General features: G+C 40.0%; 12 protein-coding genes. 3 read left to right on the forward strand and 9 right to left on the reverse strand.

The annotated features are described in order from the left end of the window. Positions 1-58 precede the first annotated feature (58 nt). From EHQ64_RS07960 to EHQ64_RS07980, 5 genes are all read right to left on the reverse strand, one after another. Positions 59-1,627 carry a methyl-accepting chemotaxis protein gene (locus EHQ64_RS07960; protein WP_135648959.1) on the reverse strand — a complete coding sequence of 523 codons (1,569 nt, stop codon included), beginning with the start codon at positions 1,625-1,627 and terminating at the stop codon, positions 59-61. Between the two features lie 161 nt (positions 1,628-1,788). Further along, entirely contained in the window at positions 1,789-3,357 is a 1,569-nt protein-coding gene (locus EHQ64_RS07965; protein WP_135648960.1) for a methyl-accepting chemotaxis protein, read from the reverse strand. Between the two features lie 127 nt (positions 3,358-3,484). Next, on the reverse strand, positions 3,485-6,667 hold the full coding sequence (locus tag EHQ64_RS07970) for a SpoIIE family protein phosphatase (RefSeq protein ID WP_135648961.1): 3,183 nt from the start codon (positions 6,665-6,667) through the stop codon (positions 3,485-3,487). Between the two features lie 205 nt (positions 6,668-6,872). After that, positions 6,873-8,324 carry an NAD-dependent succinate-semialdehyde dehydrogenase gene (locus tag EHQ64_RS07975; RefSeq protein ID WP_135648962.1) on the reverse strand — a complete coding sequence of 484 codons (1,452 nt, stop codon included), beginning with the start codon at positions 8,322-8,324 and terminating at the stop codon, positions 6,873-6,875. A gap of 3 nt (positions 8,325-8,327) precedes the next feature. Beyond that, complete coding sequence (locus tag EHQ64_RS07980; protein WP_135648963.1) at positions 8,328-8,747, reverse strand: energy transducer TonB; 420 nt, start codon at positions 8,745-8,747, stop codon at positions 8,328-8,330. Positions 8,748-8,991: 244 nt separating this feature from the next. Here EHQ64_RS07980 and EHQ64_RS07985 point away from each other — a divergent pair, with 244 nt between their 5' ends. After that, entirely contained in the window at positions 8,992-10,296 is a 1,305-nt protein-coding gene (locus EHQ64_RS07985; RefSeq protein WP_135648964.1) for a hypothetical protein, read from the forward strand. Positions 10,297-10,343: 47 nt separating this feature from the next. On the opposite strand, the gene EHQ64_RS07990 is transcribed toward EHQ64_RS07985, so the two are convergent. Beyond that, positions 10,344-11,282, reverse strand: a complete 939-nt coding sequence (locus tag EHQ64_RS07990) for a CPBP family intramembrane glutamic endopeptidase (RefSeq protein WP_135648965.1) — start codon at positions 11,280-11,282, stop codon at positions 10,344-10,346. A gap of 81 nt (positions 11,283-11,363) precedes the next feature. Then, a complete protein-coding gene (locus tag EHQ64_RS07995; RefSeq protein ID WP_135648966.1) occupies positions 11,364-13,157 on the reverse strand; it encodes a GMC family oxidoreductase in 1,794 nt (597 codons plus the stop codon). Positions 13,158-13,275: 118 nt separating this feature from the next. Between EHQ64_RS07995 and EHQ64_RS08000 the strand changes: the two genes are divergently transcribed. Next, on the forward strand, positions 13,276-14,712 hold the full coding sequence (locus EHQ64_RS08000; RefSeq protein ID WP_135648967.1) for a flavin-containing monooxygenase: 1,437 nt from the start codon (positions 13,276-13,278) through the stop codon (positions 14,710-14,712). After that, positions 14,693-15,724 (forward strand): alpha/beta hydrolase, encoded by a 1,032-nt coding sequence (locus EHQ64_RS08005; RefSeq protein WP_135648968.1) that lies wholly within the window; start codon positions 14,693-14,695, stop codon positions 15,722-15,724. Before EHQ64_RS08000 ends, EHQ64_RS08005 begins: the two co-directional genes overlap by 20 nt. A 152-nt stretch (positions 15,725-15,876) precedes the next feature. On the opposite strand, the gene EHQ64_RS08010 is transcribed toward EHQ64_RS08005, so the two are convergent. After that, complete coding sequence (locus tag EHQ64_RS08010; protein WP_135648969.1) at positions 15,877-16,221, reverse strand: hypothetical protein; 345 nt, start codon at positions 16,219-16,221, stop codon at positions 15,877-15,879. After that, a complete protein-coding gene (locus tag EHQ64_RS08015) occupies positions 16,211-18,136 on the reverse strand; it encodes a S8 family serine peptidase (RefSeq protein ID WP_135648970.1) in 1,926 nt (641 codons plus the stop codon). Before EHQ64_RS08015 ends, EHQ64_RS08010 begins: the two co-directional genes overlap by 11 nt. Positions 18,137-18,142 lie beyond the last annotated feature (6 nt).

Consider the following 18,142-nt stretch of genomic DNA (forward strand, 5'->3'; position numbering starts at 1 on the left):
GTTTAGAATTCAAGAGTTTTCTAGAGTAAGGGCCTAGGGAAATTTTGTTATAAAAAAATTAGCCCTTAGAAGCCAACGTTTGCGCTTCAGTTTCCAACGTTTTTATAGTCTCGGCCAACATTTCACTCTTGTTCAATAAAGAATCCATAGAACTTTGCAAAGAAGAAACGGACGTCATGATCGCATTCGCTCCAAGAGATTGTTCTTTGGATGCTGTTTCTATGTCGGATGATAAATTTCTTAAAACGCTAAGGCTGTTCAGAAAACGTTCGTTCACAATTTTCTGTTCGCTCAAGAGTTGGTTCAACTGGCGGAAACTATCCAAAAAGTTTGTGAACAAAGTATCTTGCTCTTTCACTTTTTCGCTAGCAGTGTGAGCGGATTTTTGTCCGTCTTGAACGTATTTCGTGCTCTCATTTATAATTTTAGAAATACGATCCGCGTTCTCAGAACTACTTTCCGCTAGTTTGGAAACTTCAGTTGCAACTACAGCAAATCCTCTTCCCGCAGCTCCTGCTCTTGCGGCCTCAATAGATGCGTTTAATGAAAGTAAATTCGTACGATCCGCCACATCGGACATGATCTGGTTCACTTCTCCAACAGAACGGAAGGAACTTCCTAGAGATTCCAAAGATGTTCTAAGACCATTTACAAATTCGCTGACTGCTTTACCTGCATCCAAAACGATATCCATATTTCGATTCAGGTCGGAAGAATGTCCGGAGATCCGATCGATCAAAGTATTTAAGTTGCGACTTTCTCCAAGTAAACCTTCAATTTTTGTAAACTGATCTCTTACTGTTACAGCTGATTGTTCTGTCTGTGCTAAAAATTCTTCCATTGTAGAACTGATCTCTTCGAAAGAAGCAGCATGACTACTGATTACTTCAGAAAAATCATCTGAGAAATCTTTTAACTTCTTAGAATTTTCCCGTAAAGAAACTGCAGATTCGGTCATTCTGACCCTTCCGTGTTCCAGGTCCTCTTTAGATTTTTCGATCGCAAGAGACTTCTCCTCTTCCACAGATTTTAGTTGTAGGAAGATACGGATCACGGCAACCACGATGAATGCAGTCGTTAGTAGAAATAACATTTTAGTGATCTGCTCGGACATCGCGGCATATCCTGGAGTAATGGAGACCATACTATCTTCCGTAAAAATAACTCCGGTATTAGCTGCGTTTATCACTACAACCGTCTGAGAAATGATCGTAGAAACTCCTACAAGATATACGAATCTAGGAGATAATAATAAGCCTGCATAAATAATATAAATTACATTTATCGTATATAGAACTACCTGCTTGATCACATTCGAAGCAAGTTTCGGATCTTCCGTAGTAGCACCGATCATCACAAGACCAAGCACCACCACATCTACGATAATAAATACCTTACCCAAAAAGGGAGATATACCGCTTCCGAACCTGGTTTTCAGAAAAGAGTAGGTGACGTAGATCACCATTAAGGAAGTTCCGAGAACATAGAGCGAGTTTTGGAATAAGGTACTTCTTTTGTACCCCATTGCGATCGATGCGAAATAAAGAAGGGTCAATCCGAATCGAATTCGGTTGATCGTGATCGGGCCCTGAGCGAGGATTTTTTCCGTCTCGGAACGTGTTGCCATATTAGAAAACCCCGCCTTAGAAATTTTTTACGGTTTAATATCCAAGACGGCAGAAAGGAGAATAAATCGATCCTTTTTCGGTTTATAATCGTGGAAAATTTATTGCAAAAGAAAGGTAACGTTGCATCTCCAATTGGCCCGGACAATTGAGCTGATATAGGTCAATTTTCTTTGCCAAGTAGCTCCGCTTCTTCTTCCAAAACCTTGATCGTATCCGATAAGAGTTCGCTTTTTCTCAATAAAGAATCCATAGAATCTTGCAATTCGGAAATCGCGCTTAGAATTAAGGAAGCCCCAGTATTTTGTTCATTGGAAGAAGTTTCTATTCCGGCAGAAAGTTTTCTTAATTCAGATAAGCTGGAAAGAAATTCATCGTTAATCTTGATCTGGTTTTCCAAAAGATCGTTCAACTCGTTAAATCTTCCTAAAAACGCAGTAAACTGATCTTCCTGGTCCTTAACTTTTTCTGTCGTGATCGAAGCGGTGCTTCTTCCGTTAGCTACATAATTATTTGATTCACCTATAATCTTAGAGATCCTAGCCGCATTTTGCCCGCTACTCTCAGCAAGTTTAGATACTTCAGTAGCTACTACTGCGAATCCTCTTCCTGCGGCCCCTGCTCTTGCGGCCTCTATAGATGCATTCAAAGAAAGCAAATTCGTACGGTCCGCCACTTCTGCCATGATATCCGTTACCTCACCGACGGAACGAAACGATTCTCCTAAAGATTCCAAGGAATCGGAAAGCCCAGAGACAAATTCGGTAACAGCCTTACTTGTATTTTGTACAGAACTGATACGATCGTTTAGTTCGGAAGAATACCCTGCAATTTTATCTATCAAGTTCCTTAAACTTTGACTTTTACTAACAAGTTGTTCTATTCTTCCAAATTGATCTTTTACGCTCCCTGCAGCGCTTTCTATCTGAGATAAGAATTGACTAAGAGTACTTCCGATCTCTTCGAATGAAGCAGCGTGATTATTGATCACATCGAAAAATTCATTTGAGAAGGTACGTAAGGATCTGGATTTTTCTCTTAACGAGATAGCAGCAGAGTCCATTTTCTCCTTACCCTTTTTTAATTCGTTTCCGGAAGTTATGATCATAGTCATCTTTTCTTCTTCTGCGTCACGAAGAAGCCCGAAGATATTGATCACACTCTTTACAATAAATGCGATCACGATTAAGAAGATCAATTTCAGTACTTGTTCGGATATAGAAGCAAACCCGGGAGATAATACTTCTAAAGGTTCCTCGGAAAATACGACTCCATGCAAATAACAATTTAAGATTACGATCCCTTGCAAGAAAGCGGAGACCAGTCCCATAACGATCACAAATCTAGGGCTTAGCAACAATCCTGAATAAACGATAAATATCACATTAATTGCATAAAGGATGATCTGTCTTATGATGCCCGAAGACATATTTTTTTCGGTAGATGCAGCAAAGAACATTACCGACGTGAGAATGACTGTGTCAAACAGAGCTGAGAACATTCCGATCTGTTTCGGGATCTTTCCTTTGCGAACGGAATAAAATAAATTTATAATTGCAACGGCACCCAGGGAGATCGTTCCACCCAAGTAAGCCATATTTTGTTCGAAAGAACTTTGTTCCCAAGAAGCCGCTAACGATGCTAAAAGTAGGAAGAACAGCCCAATCCGGATCCTATTGATTGTTAAAGGACCTAAGGCTGCTATTTTTTCCGTAGCACGTTCATTATCCATTGGCGACCTCCGAATATATTTTAATCGAAAGAATGCCCTAAATTCAAACCGAAGCCGTATAGAATCGATCTATTTTTTATAAAGTGAGCAAAAACTCACATTTATATTACGCACTTAAAGGACTATTTTAAGAAGGATCGACAGAGGTCGGGGGATCCGAACTCTCTTTATGCCAATTTTTTCTAAGCACATCCCGGATCCTCAGGACCGCCTCGTTCTCAGGTTCTATATGTAACGCGGACTGGACCATTGACATTGCTCTTTCGTAATTTTTTAATGCGATATATACTTGGGCTAAGTTCATTAGGTTTTTAAAATGATCCGGTTCTCTTAAAAGAAGCCTTTCTCCAAAATCCAATGCCTTCTTCAATTGGCCCGCCTTTCTTGCGGAAAAGGAAGCGACGTACAGGATCTCCTTATCCACAGGCCTAATGTTAAGATAGTCTTCTGCGTAATGGGCAGCTTTGGAATAATCTTTGAGTTTTAAGAATAGTTTTACGAAGTTTTTCTTAACTTCGGGGATCCTGCTATCCAAGTTCTCCGCTTCTTCTAAATAGGATATTGCTTCGGCCACATCCTTATTCTGAGAAGTTTCTTTGGCCCTGCGTAGGAGTTCCTTCACTTTTGTTTTTTGTTCGTCGTGAAGTTTTTGTTCCGTATTATCTTCTTTAAAAGATAAACGAATGAGAGATAGATCGTCCGTCAGAGGTCCTTTTCCAATGATACAATTGTAGATACCTTCTAGATCTCCTTTTCCTTCTTCCACGATCCTAAGAAAAAGTTTTTCGTCATCATTGATGATCCTTCCACCTTCTTCGTCCGTTCCGATCAAAATATCGTCACGACCGTCCGAGCCTGCGATGATCACATCTCCCGGCTCTAATTGGAAAGTTTTGATAAAAATGCGACCTTCCATTCCGGTCGTTCCAAGCTTACGGAACATCAATTCGTCTTCTATAAAGCTAGCGATCCCATCTCTATATAATACTGTCCAAGGATGTTCCGCATTAATAAAATATAAAATACCAACTTCGTCGTCTACAAGCCCCATAACGGAAGAAACGAGCATTGAACCGTCAAAACTTTCGAATACCTTATGTAATTCGGTAAATGCGTTCTTTAACCATCTCTCCGGAGATTGGCTTTTCATCGTGTCTACCAATCTTGTTCTCTCGATGATGGACTCGAAAACGGAACCCAGTACCAAAGCACCTCCGGCACCTTGCATGGACTTACCCATCGCATCTGCATTCAAAAATACGGTATAAGATCTGTTGTTTAGCTGAATATGGTTCGAGATATTTAAATCTCCTCCGATCTCGTCATGATATCTTCTAAAGGTGAATTTTTTCTTTTGTTCCAACAGAAAATCCACTTTTACATTTTCATGAACCGCCTTATTCGCGCCTAGAGGTTTGATCAAAAGAGAGGTTAAGAAATAGTCCCCGTCCTGCTGTTGTTTTAGCTCCTGGACTTCTCCCAAGGTTTGTTCCAACTCCTTGGTCCGTTCTTTTACTTTCTCTTCCAACTCGTTCGCATATTCTTCCAATCGTTTTCGAGCAGATTGAATAGACCTCGCCATTCTGTTGAAGGACCTAGCGATAAATCCGATCTCGTCTTCTACCCGCGGCTCTAGTCTATAGTCCAAATTGCCCGAATTCACTTCGGTCAAACCCACAACAACTTCATCCATAGGTTTGATCAAAGCGTTCTGGAAGAAAAATCTAAAACCGATACTGATCACTAAAACGATCAAAAGAAGACAGCCGATCAAAACTAAAGAAGGATCGTGAATGAATTCCCTTAAAGATTTATAGGTAAATCCGACCTCGTAAATTTTCCCGTTTGTAGGATGAACAACAAGATACGAAACATAATACTGAGGCTTTTCTTCTCCAACTTTATAGAATTTGGTTCCTCTATAAATTCTCTCTCCGGTTTCCCTGATCGGAGAAATAGGATATAAAACCGTTTTGTATAGTTCCGATTCAGGTTTTCCAGAATTAAGATCCAATTCTGCATTTGTTTTTACTTTCTTCAATAATGCGGAAAGCCCGACTTCATCTGAACTCAAAAGAGGATAAACGTCCGAGCTCTTCGATTTTGAAGGAAGGTTTGAATATTTACTTTTGACTACCTTCAGTTTTTTGTTTAGATACCTGAAAAATTCCCTAACAGTCTCATCGGAGACTTCTTCTTTTTCTTTTGAAGCAAGAAACTCTTTCAGGCCTTCTGAATATGCGTAAAATTCCTTTGGAGAAGTCTCTAAGACTTGTTTAGACCTTTCCCATCTTTGATTTGCAGGTAAAATTCCTAAATTCGTGAGATTTCTTGCTACATTAAAAAATTTTAATTCTATTCGATCGTCCGCATCGAAGCGAAGGTCTTTATATCCCTTCTCCGTTGCAAATTTATTTTCAGAAGGATCGAACGAGGTTAAATACGCAAACCCGGGAGGTTTTTCTCCCTCTAAAACCGCAAGTTTAGCTTCTTCTCTTTTTATAAAATCGAAAGAAGAATCGTACCCGTTCAAAATCGCAAACCCTACCAACTGAAAAGTCAATAGGAAGCTAGCCATGCTCACGCCTACGATCCTGCTTAAGATCGTGGTTTTTTCCTTGGTAGCATTAACATATACGATCATTACCAAAAAAAGTCCGGCAACTAAAAGTAAATCAGCTGTTTGTTGATAAGTCGCTCTGGAGACGCTTCCTTGCCGGCTCATCGCATTCACGATCCCGGGTAAAAGAGTTACGGTTAGATATGCGATAGTAATATAGATAACTGCACGACGATCTGAACCTTTTTCTACGATCCCTCTCCAAACCGCAGCGATCAAGAATATGATATTATATACAAAAACTGTAATAGAGAATATCTTATAAAAAAGATGAGTTTCGAAATCCCAGTAATGGCTTCCCATTACGAAACTTCTGGTGGATTTTAAAGTAAGTATAATGTAGAAAATTGTAAGTGCTGCAACTCCGCTCCACAAAATTGCGTATCCTATCAATCCTAGTTTTTCTCTTTTGGGCTGAGGGAAATAAAAGAAGAAGATAAAAAGTTGAGTGTACCCGATAAGCGGTAGCGGTATCACGATCCATCGATGAAAGATCGTCCATTCTTCCGGTGAAACAAATCCGATCGCATATCCAAGATGAAAGATAGTGGTAGATAAGGTAGAAAGTCCTAAGTGGAACGCAGCCTTACTTCTATCCTTGATCGTGAGAAAGAAGAAGGTTACATATAGGGAAAATAAAGAAGCGAGTAAAGATCCGAAAAAATAGAAGTTAAAATAAAAAGGGTCCATAAAAAGGGCAGCCTATGAAAATTATCCGAAGGATCTCTTAGTCAAGAAAAAATGAGATCCTAGTATCCAATCGGACTTCCTAAATAATTGTACCGGTTGTTACAAAGAAAAACTTCTTCATAAATTACCCGCAAGAAGCCCACAGACAGAAGACGAAAGTTTTTTTACAAAGCTAACAGCTACAATCCGGCAACTTGGGAGGAATCTAATTTTGCCCGCCCCAGCATACGTATTTTATTTCTTGGTATTCTTCAATCCCATACTTGGAGCCTTCTCTACCTAGACCGGATTCCTTAACTCCACCGAAAGGAACCTGTTCTGTAGACAATATCCCTTCGTTTACGGAAACCATTCCTGCTTCCAATGCCTCGGATACTCTCCAAATCCTTGCAGGATCCGAAGTATACAGATAAGAAGCAAGACCTACATCACTTGAATTAGCGATAGTTAATGCTTCTTCTTCTGTTTTAAAACTTCTGATCGGAGCCAAGGGACCGAATGTTTCTTCTTGGAAACATTGTGATCTTTCTGAAACATTTGTGATTACTGTTGGCTCAAAAAAATTTCCGCCCAACGAATGTGGTTTTCCTCCGACCAAAAGTTTGCCTCCCTTGTCCAAGGCATCTTTTACATGGGCATCCACTTTTTTGATCGCTGCAGAATGGATCAATGGGCCAATATTTACCCCTTCAACAAAACCGTTACCTACTTTAAACCTAGAGACTTCTTCAGAAAGTCCATGAGCAAATTCTTCTGCGATCTTTTCCTCCACCAAAAAACGATTCGTGCAAACACAAGTTTGTCCTGCATTACGAAATTTTGATGCAATTGCTCCGCGGATCGCTTCTTTGATATTGGCATCTGCGAATACGATAAAAGGAGCGTTTCCTCCCAATTCCAAAGAAACTCTCTTAACCTGCTTTGCTGATCTTTCTAAGAGGATCTTTCCCACTCTTGTGGAACCTGTAAAACTTATCTTTCTTACGATCTTATTCTCTAAAAATTCTTCCGCGATCGGTTCTGGTTGTCCCGTAACTACTTGGAATACTCCTGCAGGAATTCCTGCTTCTTCTGCAAGTACAGCTAATGCTATCGCAGAATATGGTGTAAGTTCGGAAGGTTTAGATACTACAACACAGCCTGCAGCTAAGGCAGGTCCGATCTTTCTAGTGATCATTGAAGATGGAAAATTCCAAGGAGTTAAGATCCCGGCAACACCGACAGGTTCTTTCCAAGCCATTAAACGAACTTCTTTTCGATGTGTAGGGATCAGATCACCGTATGCTCTTTTCGCTTCTTCTGAAAACCATTCCAAGTATGAAGCGGCGTAATCGATCTCTCCTCTGGATTCCGCTAAAGGTTTTCCCTGTTCCAAAGTCATAATTTTTGCAAGATCCTCTTTGTGTAGGATCATTAAGTCTGCCCAATTTCTGAGAAATCTTGCTCTTTGTTTCGGGATCGTTTTAGCCCATTCTTTTTGAGCCTTCGCGGCAAACTCTAAAGCCTTTCGAACTTCTTCTCTAGGAAGGTCCGGTATCTCTCCTATTTTTTCTCCATTGGAAGGATCAAATACCGGAATAGTTTTAGAGAATGTTCTCCATTCTCCAGCATAAAAATTAGAATTTTTGAATAAAGACGGTTTGTTTAATGAGATCATATTTTATTTCAAAATCCTGAATATTTTTCTTAAATTAGCTTTGATTTCTTCAAGAATGGAAGGAGGTTCTGAATCCTCTAAAGAAAAATGAACTGGGACTTGATGCCACATTCCAATAGGTTTTCCTTTCACAATTCCAGGTTCCCATTGAGCAAGCTTTACAACTTTTACTGCAGATTTTTCGAAATTGTATCCTCTTTTATCGGAGGAAATGACCACGACATCCTTCAATACTCCTTTTTCGTCTATGAATACTTTCAATAAAACATTCGCTTCGGATATATTTGCCAACTTTGCTTTTTCGGGGAATAAATAAGCAATATCGAAATCAATGATAGGCTTTGGTGAAATAGAATCACCTTCTTGCGAGAATAACGCAAAACTCAAAACGCAAAGTAAGAAATATGAATGAACAAACTTCATGGAGGTCCAATTTTATCCATTACTCGTATGACTGAAAACCAGATTTTACGGCCATAATCAAGTATTATGTAGTCTGAAAAAAGATATTACTCTAAAGACAAAGTTTCCAAGGGACTATATAAGTTTGGAAAAGTTCACGTCCTTATAGGAAATAAATTGAAGACGAAATCAATATTTAATATGTAAATAAATGATTACAAGGTATGTGTATTGAAGATTTAGACGGATCTTAAATAATGGTATTATGGGAAGAATTTTTGGTATTTCCGCAATCCTCCTTCTGATCCTCGCTCTCCCTCTCGAATCAATTTTAGCAGTTACGATCCAGATGAATGCGGGTCGTATTTTTAAAAAAGTTACCGTACAAAAAGAAACGGATACTGAGATAGAAGTGGTGGACCCGGACGGAGTTATTTACCGTATTCGCAAAGACAAAATCAAATCAATCTCGGAAGATGCTCCCGATACTGTGCCGGAATTCGCTTCGGACGAAAGTGTTCCTACAGGCGCGGTCAAAGCTCCTTCTCCGAAAGATTCTCTTCCGGAACATTCTATCTTACTTTCTCAATCATTATCTAACGATGGAGCATTCCAAGGTTCCGATCTTTTTGGAGAAAGACAGGCTAGACGAAACGGGACTTCATACAAGGATTATTACGAGGCGTATTTTCTAACTACTAGTATGGAAATTTTAGGTTTACCTAAACCTTTCAAACTTGGGATCACAATGATGAACCCTTTAGTGGATAGAAGTAATACAGATTCGGACCTAAGATTACAATCTACTCCAGGCGGACCGGACCAAACCTATCTTTTGGATAGATCGATCGCAACCGGAACATTACAGTTTGATCCGAACGAAGTAAAGACTAGAAAAGAAAAAAACGGCCTCTTCGATTATATATTCACAAGAGCGATGTACGATCATGAGACCAGGCTCGGAACATTCTCCGCTGGATTTTTATTCATCAACCAAAATGATCCTTCTTATGTGATGAGAGGATATTGGGTGATCGGATGGAAGGCTCCTTTCTGGGAATGGTTGAACCCTCAATTTTCGATTAATAATAAAATGTTAAACGATTTCGGAGGGACTTTCCAAGGAACTCATAACTATCGTCTTACAGTTTCTCATGAATTTTTCAAAGGAGAAACTTTTCGGATCACTCCTAGTTTAGTAGTGGGTTATGCGGAAGTGAACGATAATACGGATCGTAAAAAAGGGATCAGTGATATAAGCCCAAGACTTCAATTCGACTACGGAAAATTTTTCTTTGCAGCGAATATGATGTATAGAGCAACTCCTGCCTTGGTAGACAACTCTACTTATACACCTAATATAGGAGTTTATCCGGACAGTAATGCGAACGACGGGTTGACTATCGATCCTTCCAAAGCTTACGGATACAAAAACGAGCTTATCATTAACTATATCTCTTCTTTATCCGACGATCCTGCAGTAAAGAGAGCCTTAGTAGATCATTACCAGCAACAACATATAGTTCACGTGATCTTCTTCTATAATATCGGATACACGATCCGTATCTGATCTGACTTCTCTCCGGCTTTTCGACAAGCCGGAGACTTATAACTTTACTATTCCATAAAATACAAAAACTGAAGAGTAGCTGCAAGTTCCATTGCAAGTGCGATCCCAATGTGGATCATGATCCCTGCATAAACGGATTTGGTCCTATAAGATATTAATCCTAGAACAAAACCACCGAAGAAGGAACCCAAAGCTTCCATCTGAGGTTTCGTAAAATGTAAGAGGCCGTACATAAAAGCCATTCCAAGTACAGCGGGTTTACTTCCCATTCTTTCAGAGAAAGGAAGAACCATAAATCCTCTAAGGAAAGTCTCCAACGCAGCAAAATCAACTGCATAAGAAATTTCAAATAGAATGATCCAAATCATCGGAGGATAAACCAAATACCCGTCGGATAACCTACCTGCAAATCTAGGGTAAACCGAAAGAAAAGAAAGAGAGAAAGACGCGATCGCGATCAAAGGAAGCATAAGCCCTAAAAGAAAAAGGACTTCTCCGAACTTTGGAGGATTGTTTAATCCTACAAATCGATTCGGGGAATTTTTCCTAAAAACGATCCAGAACAAAGGTAATGCTGCATAGATAAGAATTGTTCCTACATAATTAACAGTAAGCATCGCAATTCCTACGGAAGAAGAAGGAAGCCATTCGAAAAATTCAGAATCCCTGATCCGAGCGGAACAAACAAATGCAAGAACGATCGCAGAACCTAAAATCAAAAATAAAGAGGGTTTTAATTCGTTTAACTTTCCGTAAAACGCTAGAGCGATCGGATAAATAACCAAACCCCCGGCAGAAAAGAACAGAAGATAAAAAAGACTTAAACCTATCTGATCATCTTTTAAGGCATGAGTGAATAGCGGAACAAAACGATAGGTATAATTATAAGACCAGAAAATCAAAAAAAGAATTAGAATAGTTAAGAAAGATAACCAATCTCTTTTTGTTTGAAAAAAATCCCTTAAACTTTCTTTTAATAAGCTCAAAATCTATCTCCGAACCGATTGTTTGCTCGATTCGGAGATAATTTCCGTACAGGAATCACCAGTCTATCGTTTTCGAAAAACTTATCTATGAGCTACTTTGGCCTTTTTAGTAGATTTACCCTTACTTATTTTCGCAGAGCGAGGCCGTTTTGATTGTCCGTTTATTTTAGAGCTTATTTTTGGAAAAACGATCGAAGTGATCCCGAAAGATTTCTCAAAGTTAAAACTTGAAACTGAACCGTTATCTTTTGGAGGGATCATCGACATAGCTCTTTCAGTCATTGCTGTAATAGACAAGGACGGATTGACTCCTAGGTTCACAGGGATCATAGAACTATCGCAAACTCTTAAGTTTTTATACCCGTACACTTTATTCTCAAAATCGATCACTCCTTCTTGAGAGCTCGATCCCATTACACAACCCCCCATGATATGGCCTGTAATCGGAGCATTTAGAAGTACATCATTCAAAGAACTTCTAGGAATTCCTCCGATCTTTTTAGCGATCTTTCTCGCGGTTTGATTCGCTATGGGAATATAAGAAGGAGTCTTCTCTCCTGCAGTAAGAGCAGAGGTCATAGATTTTTCAAAAGGCCATGCTAATCTTCTTTTACGGACCAATTTCACCTTATTATCCAAAGTCTGCATCACTAGAAGGATCAAGGAATTTTTAGCAAAACCGAAAGGCCAAGACGCCTTCAAAAAGTAGATCGGTTGAGTAAACATTGTGAAGAAATACTTTAGCGGCCTAGGAAATTTTCCGCCTCCGTCGGTAAGAACACTTGCGAGAGCTCCGAAAAAGTCGGAACCTCTAGAATAACGGACCGGCTCGATATGAGTGTGCTCGTCCGGATGAATGGAAGAAGTGATCGCGATCCCTTTCGAGAAGTCTACGTCCTTTCCAAACTTAGTAACTCCTAAAACCGTTTCACTATTCGTACGAACATTATCTCCTAAACAAGGAGACAAACGTTTCATACTTCCATTTTCTCTGGATCTTAAAAGTAAACCTACTGTTCCCATTACTGCTGCCGAAAGGACAACGGATCTAGCTCTAAATTTTTTCTTAGGGGAACCGAACCAGCCTGTAGTAGATCTAGTAGAAAGTTCATAACCGAATTCTCCGCTCGCATCCGGATCAGGTTTACCTTTTTCATTTAACGGAATGATATCTGTTACCTTGGTTTCCGGAAGAATCTGAGTACCTAATTTTTCAGCGAAAAACAAATAATTTTTATCTAATGTATTTTTAGAATTAAAACGGCATCCGACCATACAACCGCCGCAATAATTACAGGAAGTTCTTTCAGGACCTTCTCCCAAAAAGTAAGGATCTCTAACCGTTTGCCCCGCTTTCTCTCCGAAAAAAACACCGACAGGAGTAGGAGAAAAAGTATTCCCCCTTCCCATATCTTCAGCGATCCCTTTGAGAATAGAATCCGATTCATCAATATGCGGATTCTGAACAACGCCTAACATTCTAGACGCGACCTTATAGAAAGGAAGCATCCCATCTTTACCACCGATCTTTTTATATGTAGGATGATTTAACGTTTTATCCGCAGGAACATAAAGAGTGTTTGCATAAACCAAAGACCCTCCTCCCACTCCCGCTCCACTGACTAGAAAAAAATCTTTTAAAAGATTTAATCTTTGGATCCCGTAAAATCCTAATCTAGGCATCCATAAATATTTATGAACGGACCAGTTTGTTTTCGGAAAATCCTTTGCCGTCCAACGTTTTCCGGATTCGATCACCAAGACAGAATACCCTTTTTGGCTTAGCCTCATTGCAGAAACACTTCCCCCAAATCCGGAACCGACTATAATGTGATCGTAGTCAAAGTGAACATTTGTTCTTTCTTCTGTCTTCATAAGTCAGAACTAAGCATATCGATTTATTAACTCAATCCATTTTCGGGCTTGACTCTAGGTCTTTAAAACTTCTACTAATAGATCGTTTTATAACGATCATTATCTATCGGAGAACCGTATGCAAGAGTTGCCAAGAGTTTGCGTTATAGGCGCGGGCTCAAGTGGAATCACAGTATGTAAATCTTTGCAAGACAAAGGGATCCCCTACGACTGTTACGAAAAGGGGAGTGATGTAGGAGGAAACTGGAGGTTCAAAAACGATAACGGCCTAAGTAATATTTATAAATCCTTACACATAAATACTCATAGAGACAGAATGGAATACAAGGACTATCCTATGCCACATTGGTATGCGGATTATCCGAATCATGAGCCGATCCAAAAATATTTTTTAGATTATACGGATCATTTCGGACTTCGAAAAAATATGAAGTTCAAGAACGGAGTGGCGAAAGTAGAACCTCAGGACGATGGAACTTATCTAGTCACATCTGAAAAGGGCGAAAAAAATTTTTACGATGCTGTTATCGTAGCTAACGGACATCATTGGTCTCCACGTTGGCCCGAGCCTGATTTTCCTGGAAAGTTTAACGGAAAGATAATACATTCCCACGATTATGTCGATCCAGAACATCCGATCCAATTAGTTGGAAAGAGAGTCGTAGTTCTCGGAATGGGGAACAGTGCGATGGACATTTCAGTCGAGCTAAGCCGCCCTGGAGTCGCAAAAAAAGTATTCTTAAGTTCCAGAAGAGGGGCTTGGGTCATTCCAAATTACTTATTCGGAAAACCTTTAGATAAACAAACGGACAAACTTCCCCCTGGAACTCCTTTCTGGCTAAAACAACTTTTGTTCGGGACCTTATTAAAAGTGGGAGTAGGAAAGATGGAAGACTTCGGCCTTCCAAAACCGGATCACAAACCTGGAGAAGCTCATCCTACGATCTCACAAGATATTCTAGTAAGATTAGGAAGAGGAGATATCAAATACAAACCGGTCATCCAGGAATATAACGGGAACAAAGTAAAGTTTGCAGACGGTTCCGAAGAAGAGATCGACGCGATCATCTATTGCACCGGATATAATGTTAAATTCCCTTTCTTTAAATCAGATTTTATATCCGCGCCTGAAAACCATCTACCCCTCTTTCATAGAACGTTTAAACCCGAATTGAGTAATTTGTTTTTCGTAGGGTTATATCAACCACTTGGAGCGATCATGCCTCTGGCGGAGTTCCAAGGGAAATGGCTCGCGGAATATTTAACCGGAAACTATAGTTTACCGACCATTCCTGAAATGCAAAAACAGATCGTAGATTACGAGACTAAAATGAAGAAACGTTATGTGGCTTCTGCAAGGCATACTATGCAAGTCGACTATGAAGACTTTCTTTATTATATGCAGAAGGAATTGAAGGCGGGTAAAAAAAGAGCTTCCAAAAGTAGACCTACTTTGCCCGTATCCGCAAAGGCTAAGCATAAACAATCCGGAAAACAAAACCAAACGAACGGAAAATCCGAACCAAGGAAAAAAAGTGCTCTGGCAAAAGTTTGAGACCTTAGCGGCCAGAGCTTTACTTTCACTTCCGAATTCCGTACTAAGGATCTTCGGAAAAGATATTAAAAGAGGTAGGACTTTGGATCCCAAAGTCCGGACCGCCTTATTGCTCGCAAAGGTAAAACCAAAACCGGAAAATCTTCCCCCGATCAAGGCGAGAAAACTTTTCAAAAACATAATGGGATTTTTCGATTTGGACAAAGTTGAGATCCCAAGAGTCGAAAATTTTTCCGTACCGGGAATAAAACATAGGATCCCAGTAAGATTATATTCTTCTAATATTGGGAATAATCTGGAACCTTGTTTACTTTATTTTCACGGAGGAGGATTCGTTATCGGTGATTTGGATTCTCACGATCCACCTTTGCGTTATCTTGCAAAAACTTCCGGAAGAGCGATCCTTGCAGTTGATTATGGGCTTGGTCCAGAAAAAACATATCCTGCTTCCTGGGATGATGCATACTCCGCTTATCGTTGGGTAAAAGAAAATGGAAAGTCTATAGGCGTCGATCCGAAACGTATCGCTGTAGGAGGAGATTCAGCAGGAGGAAATCTTGCGATCTCTATTTCAACCAGAGCGAAAAAGGAAAAATTCCCGCTTCCACTTTTCCAAGTTTTGATCTACCCATGGATCGATCTCATCCACGAAAGAAAAAGTATGGAAGAATACGCGAACGGTTATGCACTCACTCGCGATCTCATTCGGTATTTTAAATATCATAGTGTTCCGAATTCGAAAGATTGGAAAGATCCGAGAGTGACTCCATTTCAACAAAACAATTTCAACCATACTCCTAAAACATATATGGCGATTGCAGGATTCGATCCGCTTCAGGACGAAGGACTCGCATATGCGGAGCTCCTACAAAAAGCAAAAGTCAAATTAGAAATGAAAACTTTCGAAAAGTTGATCCATGGTTTTTTCAATTTGGGGGGAAGTGTACCGGAAGCCAAAAATGCATTGGATGAAATCGCAGGTTGGATCCGAAAGGGTTTCGGTCCTAAATAAAACATTATGTTTTTATAAAATTTGGGCGCGCCCGATCCCTTTACAAGAACCAAATCACACTGAATTCAGGGACGGGCTACTCCAGGCTCGCGGGGCCCCGCTCGTTCCTTCGGAACGGTTCCCGCCTTACGTATCCCTCGCGCGATATTAAACTAAAAAGATTTATAAATCAGATTATGCTGCACATATTCGACAAAACCTGACTTAGAAGAGATGGATCGTAAGAACTCCATTCCAGGATCCGAATTATAAGTTACCTTATACGTATCCTCGGTGATCGTTTCTAAATATACGATTGAAGATCCAGGAGTTAGTTCTCGGATCCGATCCGGAGAAACTCCGGATTTCAATTTGAAAATATATTCGTTCGGAACGATCTTCCCTGGCTTTACGTACTTCGATTTTTCAAAGGACTTTTTTTTAGGAGGCTCTTCTGCAAACATTGAAAAAGAGCAACCAAATACTAAAAGAAAGATCAAGAACCGATTATGGAACATCTACCGTAAGGTCAGTAGGAGCTTCTAAATTTTTCATCGCCCCCTCTCCATTTGCCGCCTTTCCATATTTCGTAATATTTTGCAGGGAACTTGCAGTAGTTCCTCCTGCAATGATCGCCTTGATCGTATCCGAATAAGTAAATCTAGGATTAAAAGATCTTAATAAAGTCGCCAAACCTGTAACGTGAGGAGTCGCCATAGAAGTACCATTGATCGTATTGTACTGATTCGTAATTCCGGTATCCAATGTGATAAAACTGAAGGAAGTGATCGCAACCCCGGCCCGATTGATCGAAGAATCGGAAACAAATTCGAAACCGAAAGAACATGTAGAAGAATTTGCACAATCCGGAGCAGCCAATTCGAAATTCGAAATTAAGGATCCGTTCGTTTCTCCGGAGAGACTTCCTACATGATACGGAGTAGTAAATATCGTTCCAGCGGAAGAAGACTTAGAGGCATACATATTGATCCCATCATATCCCGACTCAGTATCTAAAAGTAAATTCATCCGAGCAGTAACTGCATCCGCCGTTGAACTGATTGTAATCGGCGCGTAGGCAATCGAATAAGAGTTTGATTGATATCCTGAAGTGGAACTTCCGGCAAATACAGTTGAACAACTAGAAGACAACATTAAGATCAAAGGAGGACATGTTGGAGAAGTCCAAGCGGTTCCTCCAAAATTTGATTTAGTCCAACTCGCAAAACTTAACGTGTAAGTATTTTCTGCACCTGCCCAAGAACTTACGATATTCGTTCCCGGTGCACCAATATCCACAGTCTTTTTAGAAGTATCAAAATTGGAAAAACTCGCTAACTGGAATTTTTGATCTAAAGCTGCAACACATAGAATGTTTGCATCAGGATACTCGCATGGATAAGAATTTTCGGATCTAAGATCATTACTTTCATTTCCGGCAGCGACTACAAATAGAGCGTCATATTTTTTTCCGGCATTTACCATTGCAGTACGCATTGCATTATCATAATCCGGACCACCCAAACTTAGATTGAGCACTTTCGCACCGTTCTTTACTGCAAAATTAATTCCTTTAATAATAGTGGCAGTGTCTCCAGAACCTAACTGATCCAAAACTCGAACGGCCATAATTTTTGAAGTCCAGCAAATACCCGTAGTTCCTGATGCATTATTCCCACGAGCACCTATCGTTCCTGCTACGTGAGTTCCATGCCCATTCAGATCCATCGGGTTAGAATCATTATCCGCATAATCCCAACCGTTTGCACAGGCTCCAAGACTAACACCTTTATCGGAAACACAAGCCCCTGAACTCCACATATTCGAGCTAAGTTCAGTATGATTATAATTCACCCCGGAATCTACGATAGCAACGATCATGTTCGAACAATCCGTACTAACTGCCCAAGCATTCTCCATTTTCATATCGCTTCCGCTTGTACCCGGATTCGAGGAGGCAACGCCATAGGTTGCGGTTGCAATCGTTTGTCCTGTATTGTTCAAGCCCCATAACTGACCGTATTGAGTATCATTCGGACTAACACTTGCATGGTACACATAATTTGGCTGAACAAATTCGATATCCGGATGATTGGAATATTCGGCAACAGCCTCTTCCACAGTCTGCCCTTCTCGTAGTTCTACTTGGGAAATCCCGGATTCATCCAGATCATTCAAGACCTTCCCGTTAAAAGAATTTACCGCATAATCTTTTACGGAACTTCCGGCCCTTTCTTTAAACTTAACGATCAGTTGGGAGGACTTAAATCTTTTCTTAGAGTCTTTCTTATAATGTTGTTTATTGTCCGTATTTCCGATCGGCTCTAAAAGTTTAGACCAAGTCGGAATAGTATTCACTTCCTTCTCTGCAAACAAATAGCCTACAGAGAAGATCGAAAGAACGGAAGCAAAAAGTATAATTTTCTTTTTCATAATAAT

Source organism: Leptospira sarikeiensis (assembly GCF_004769615.1).
Taxonomy (GTDB): Bacteria; Spirochaetota; Leptospiria; order Leptospirales; family Leptospiraceae; genus Leptospira_B; species Leptospira_B sarikeiensis.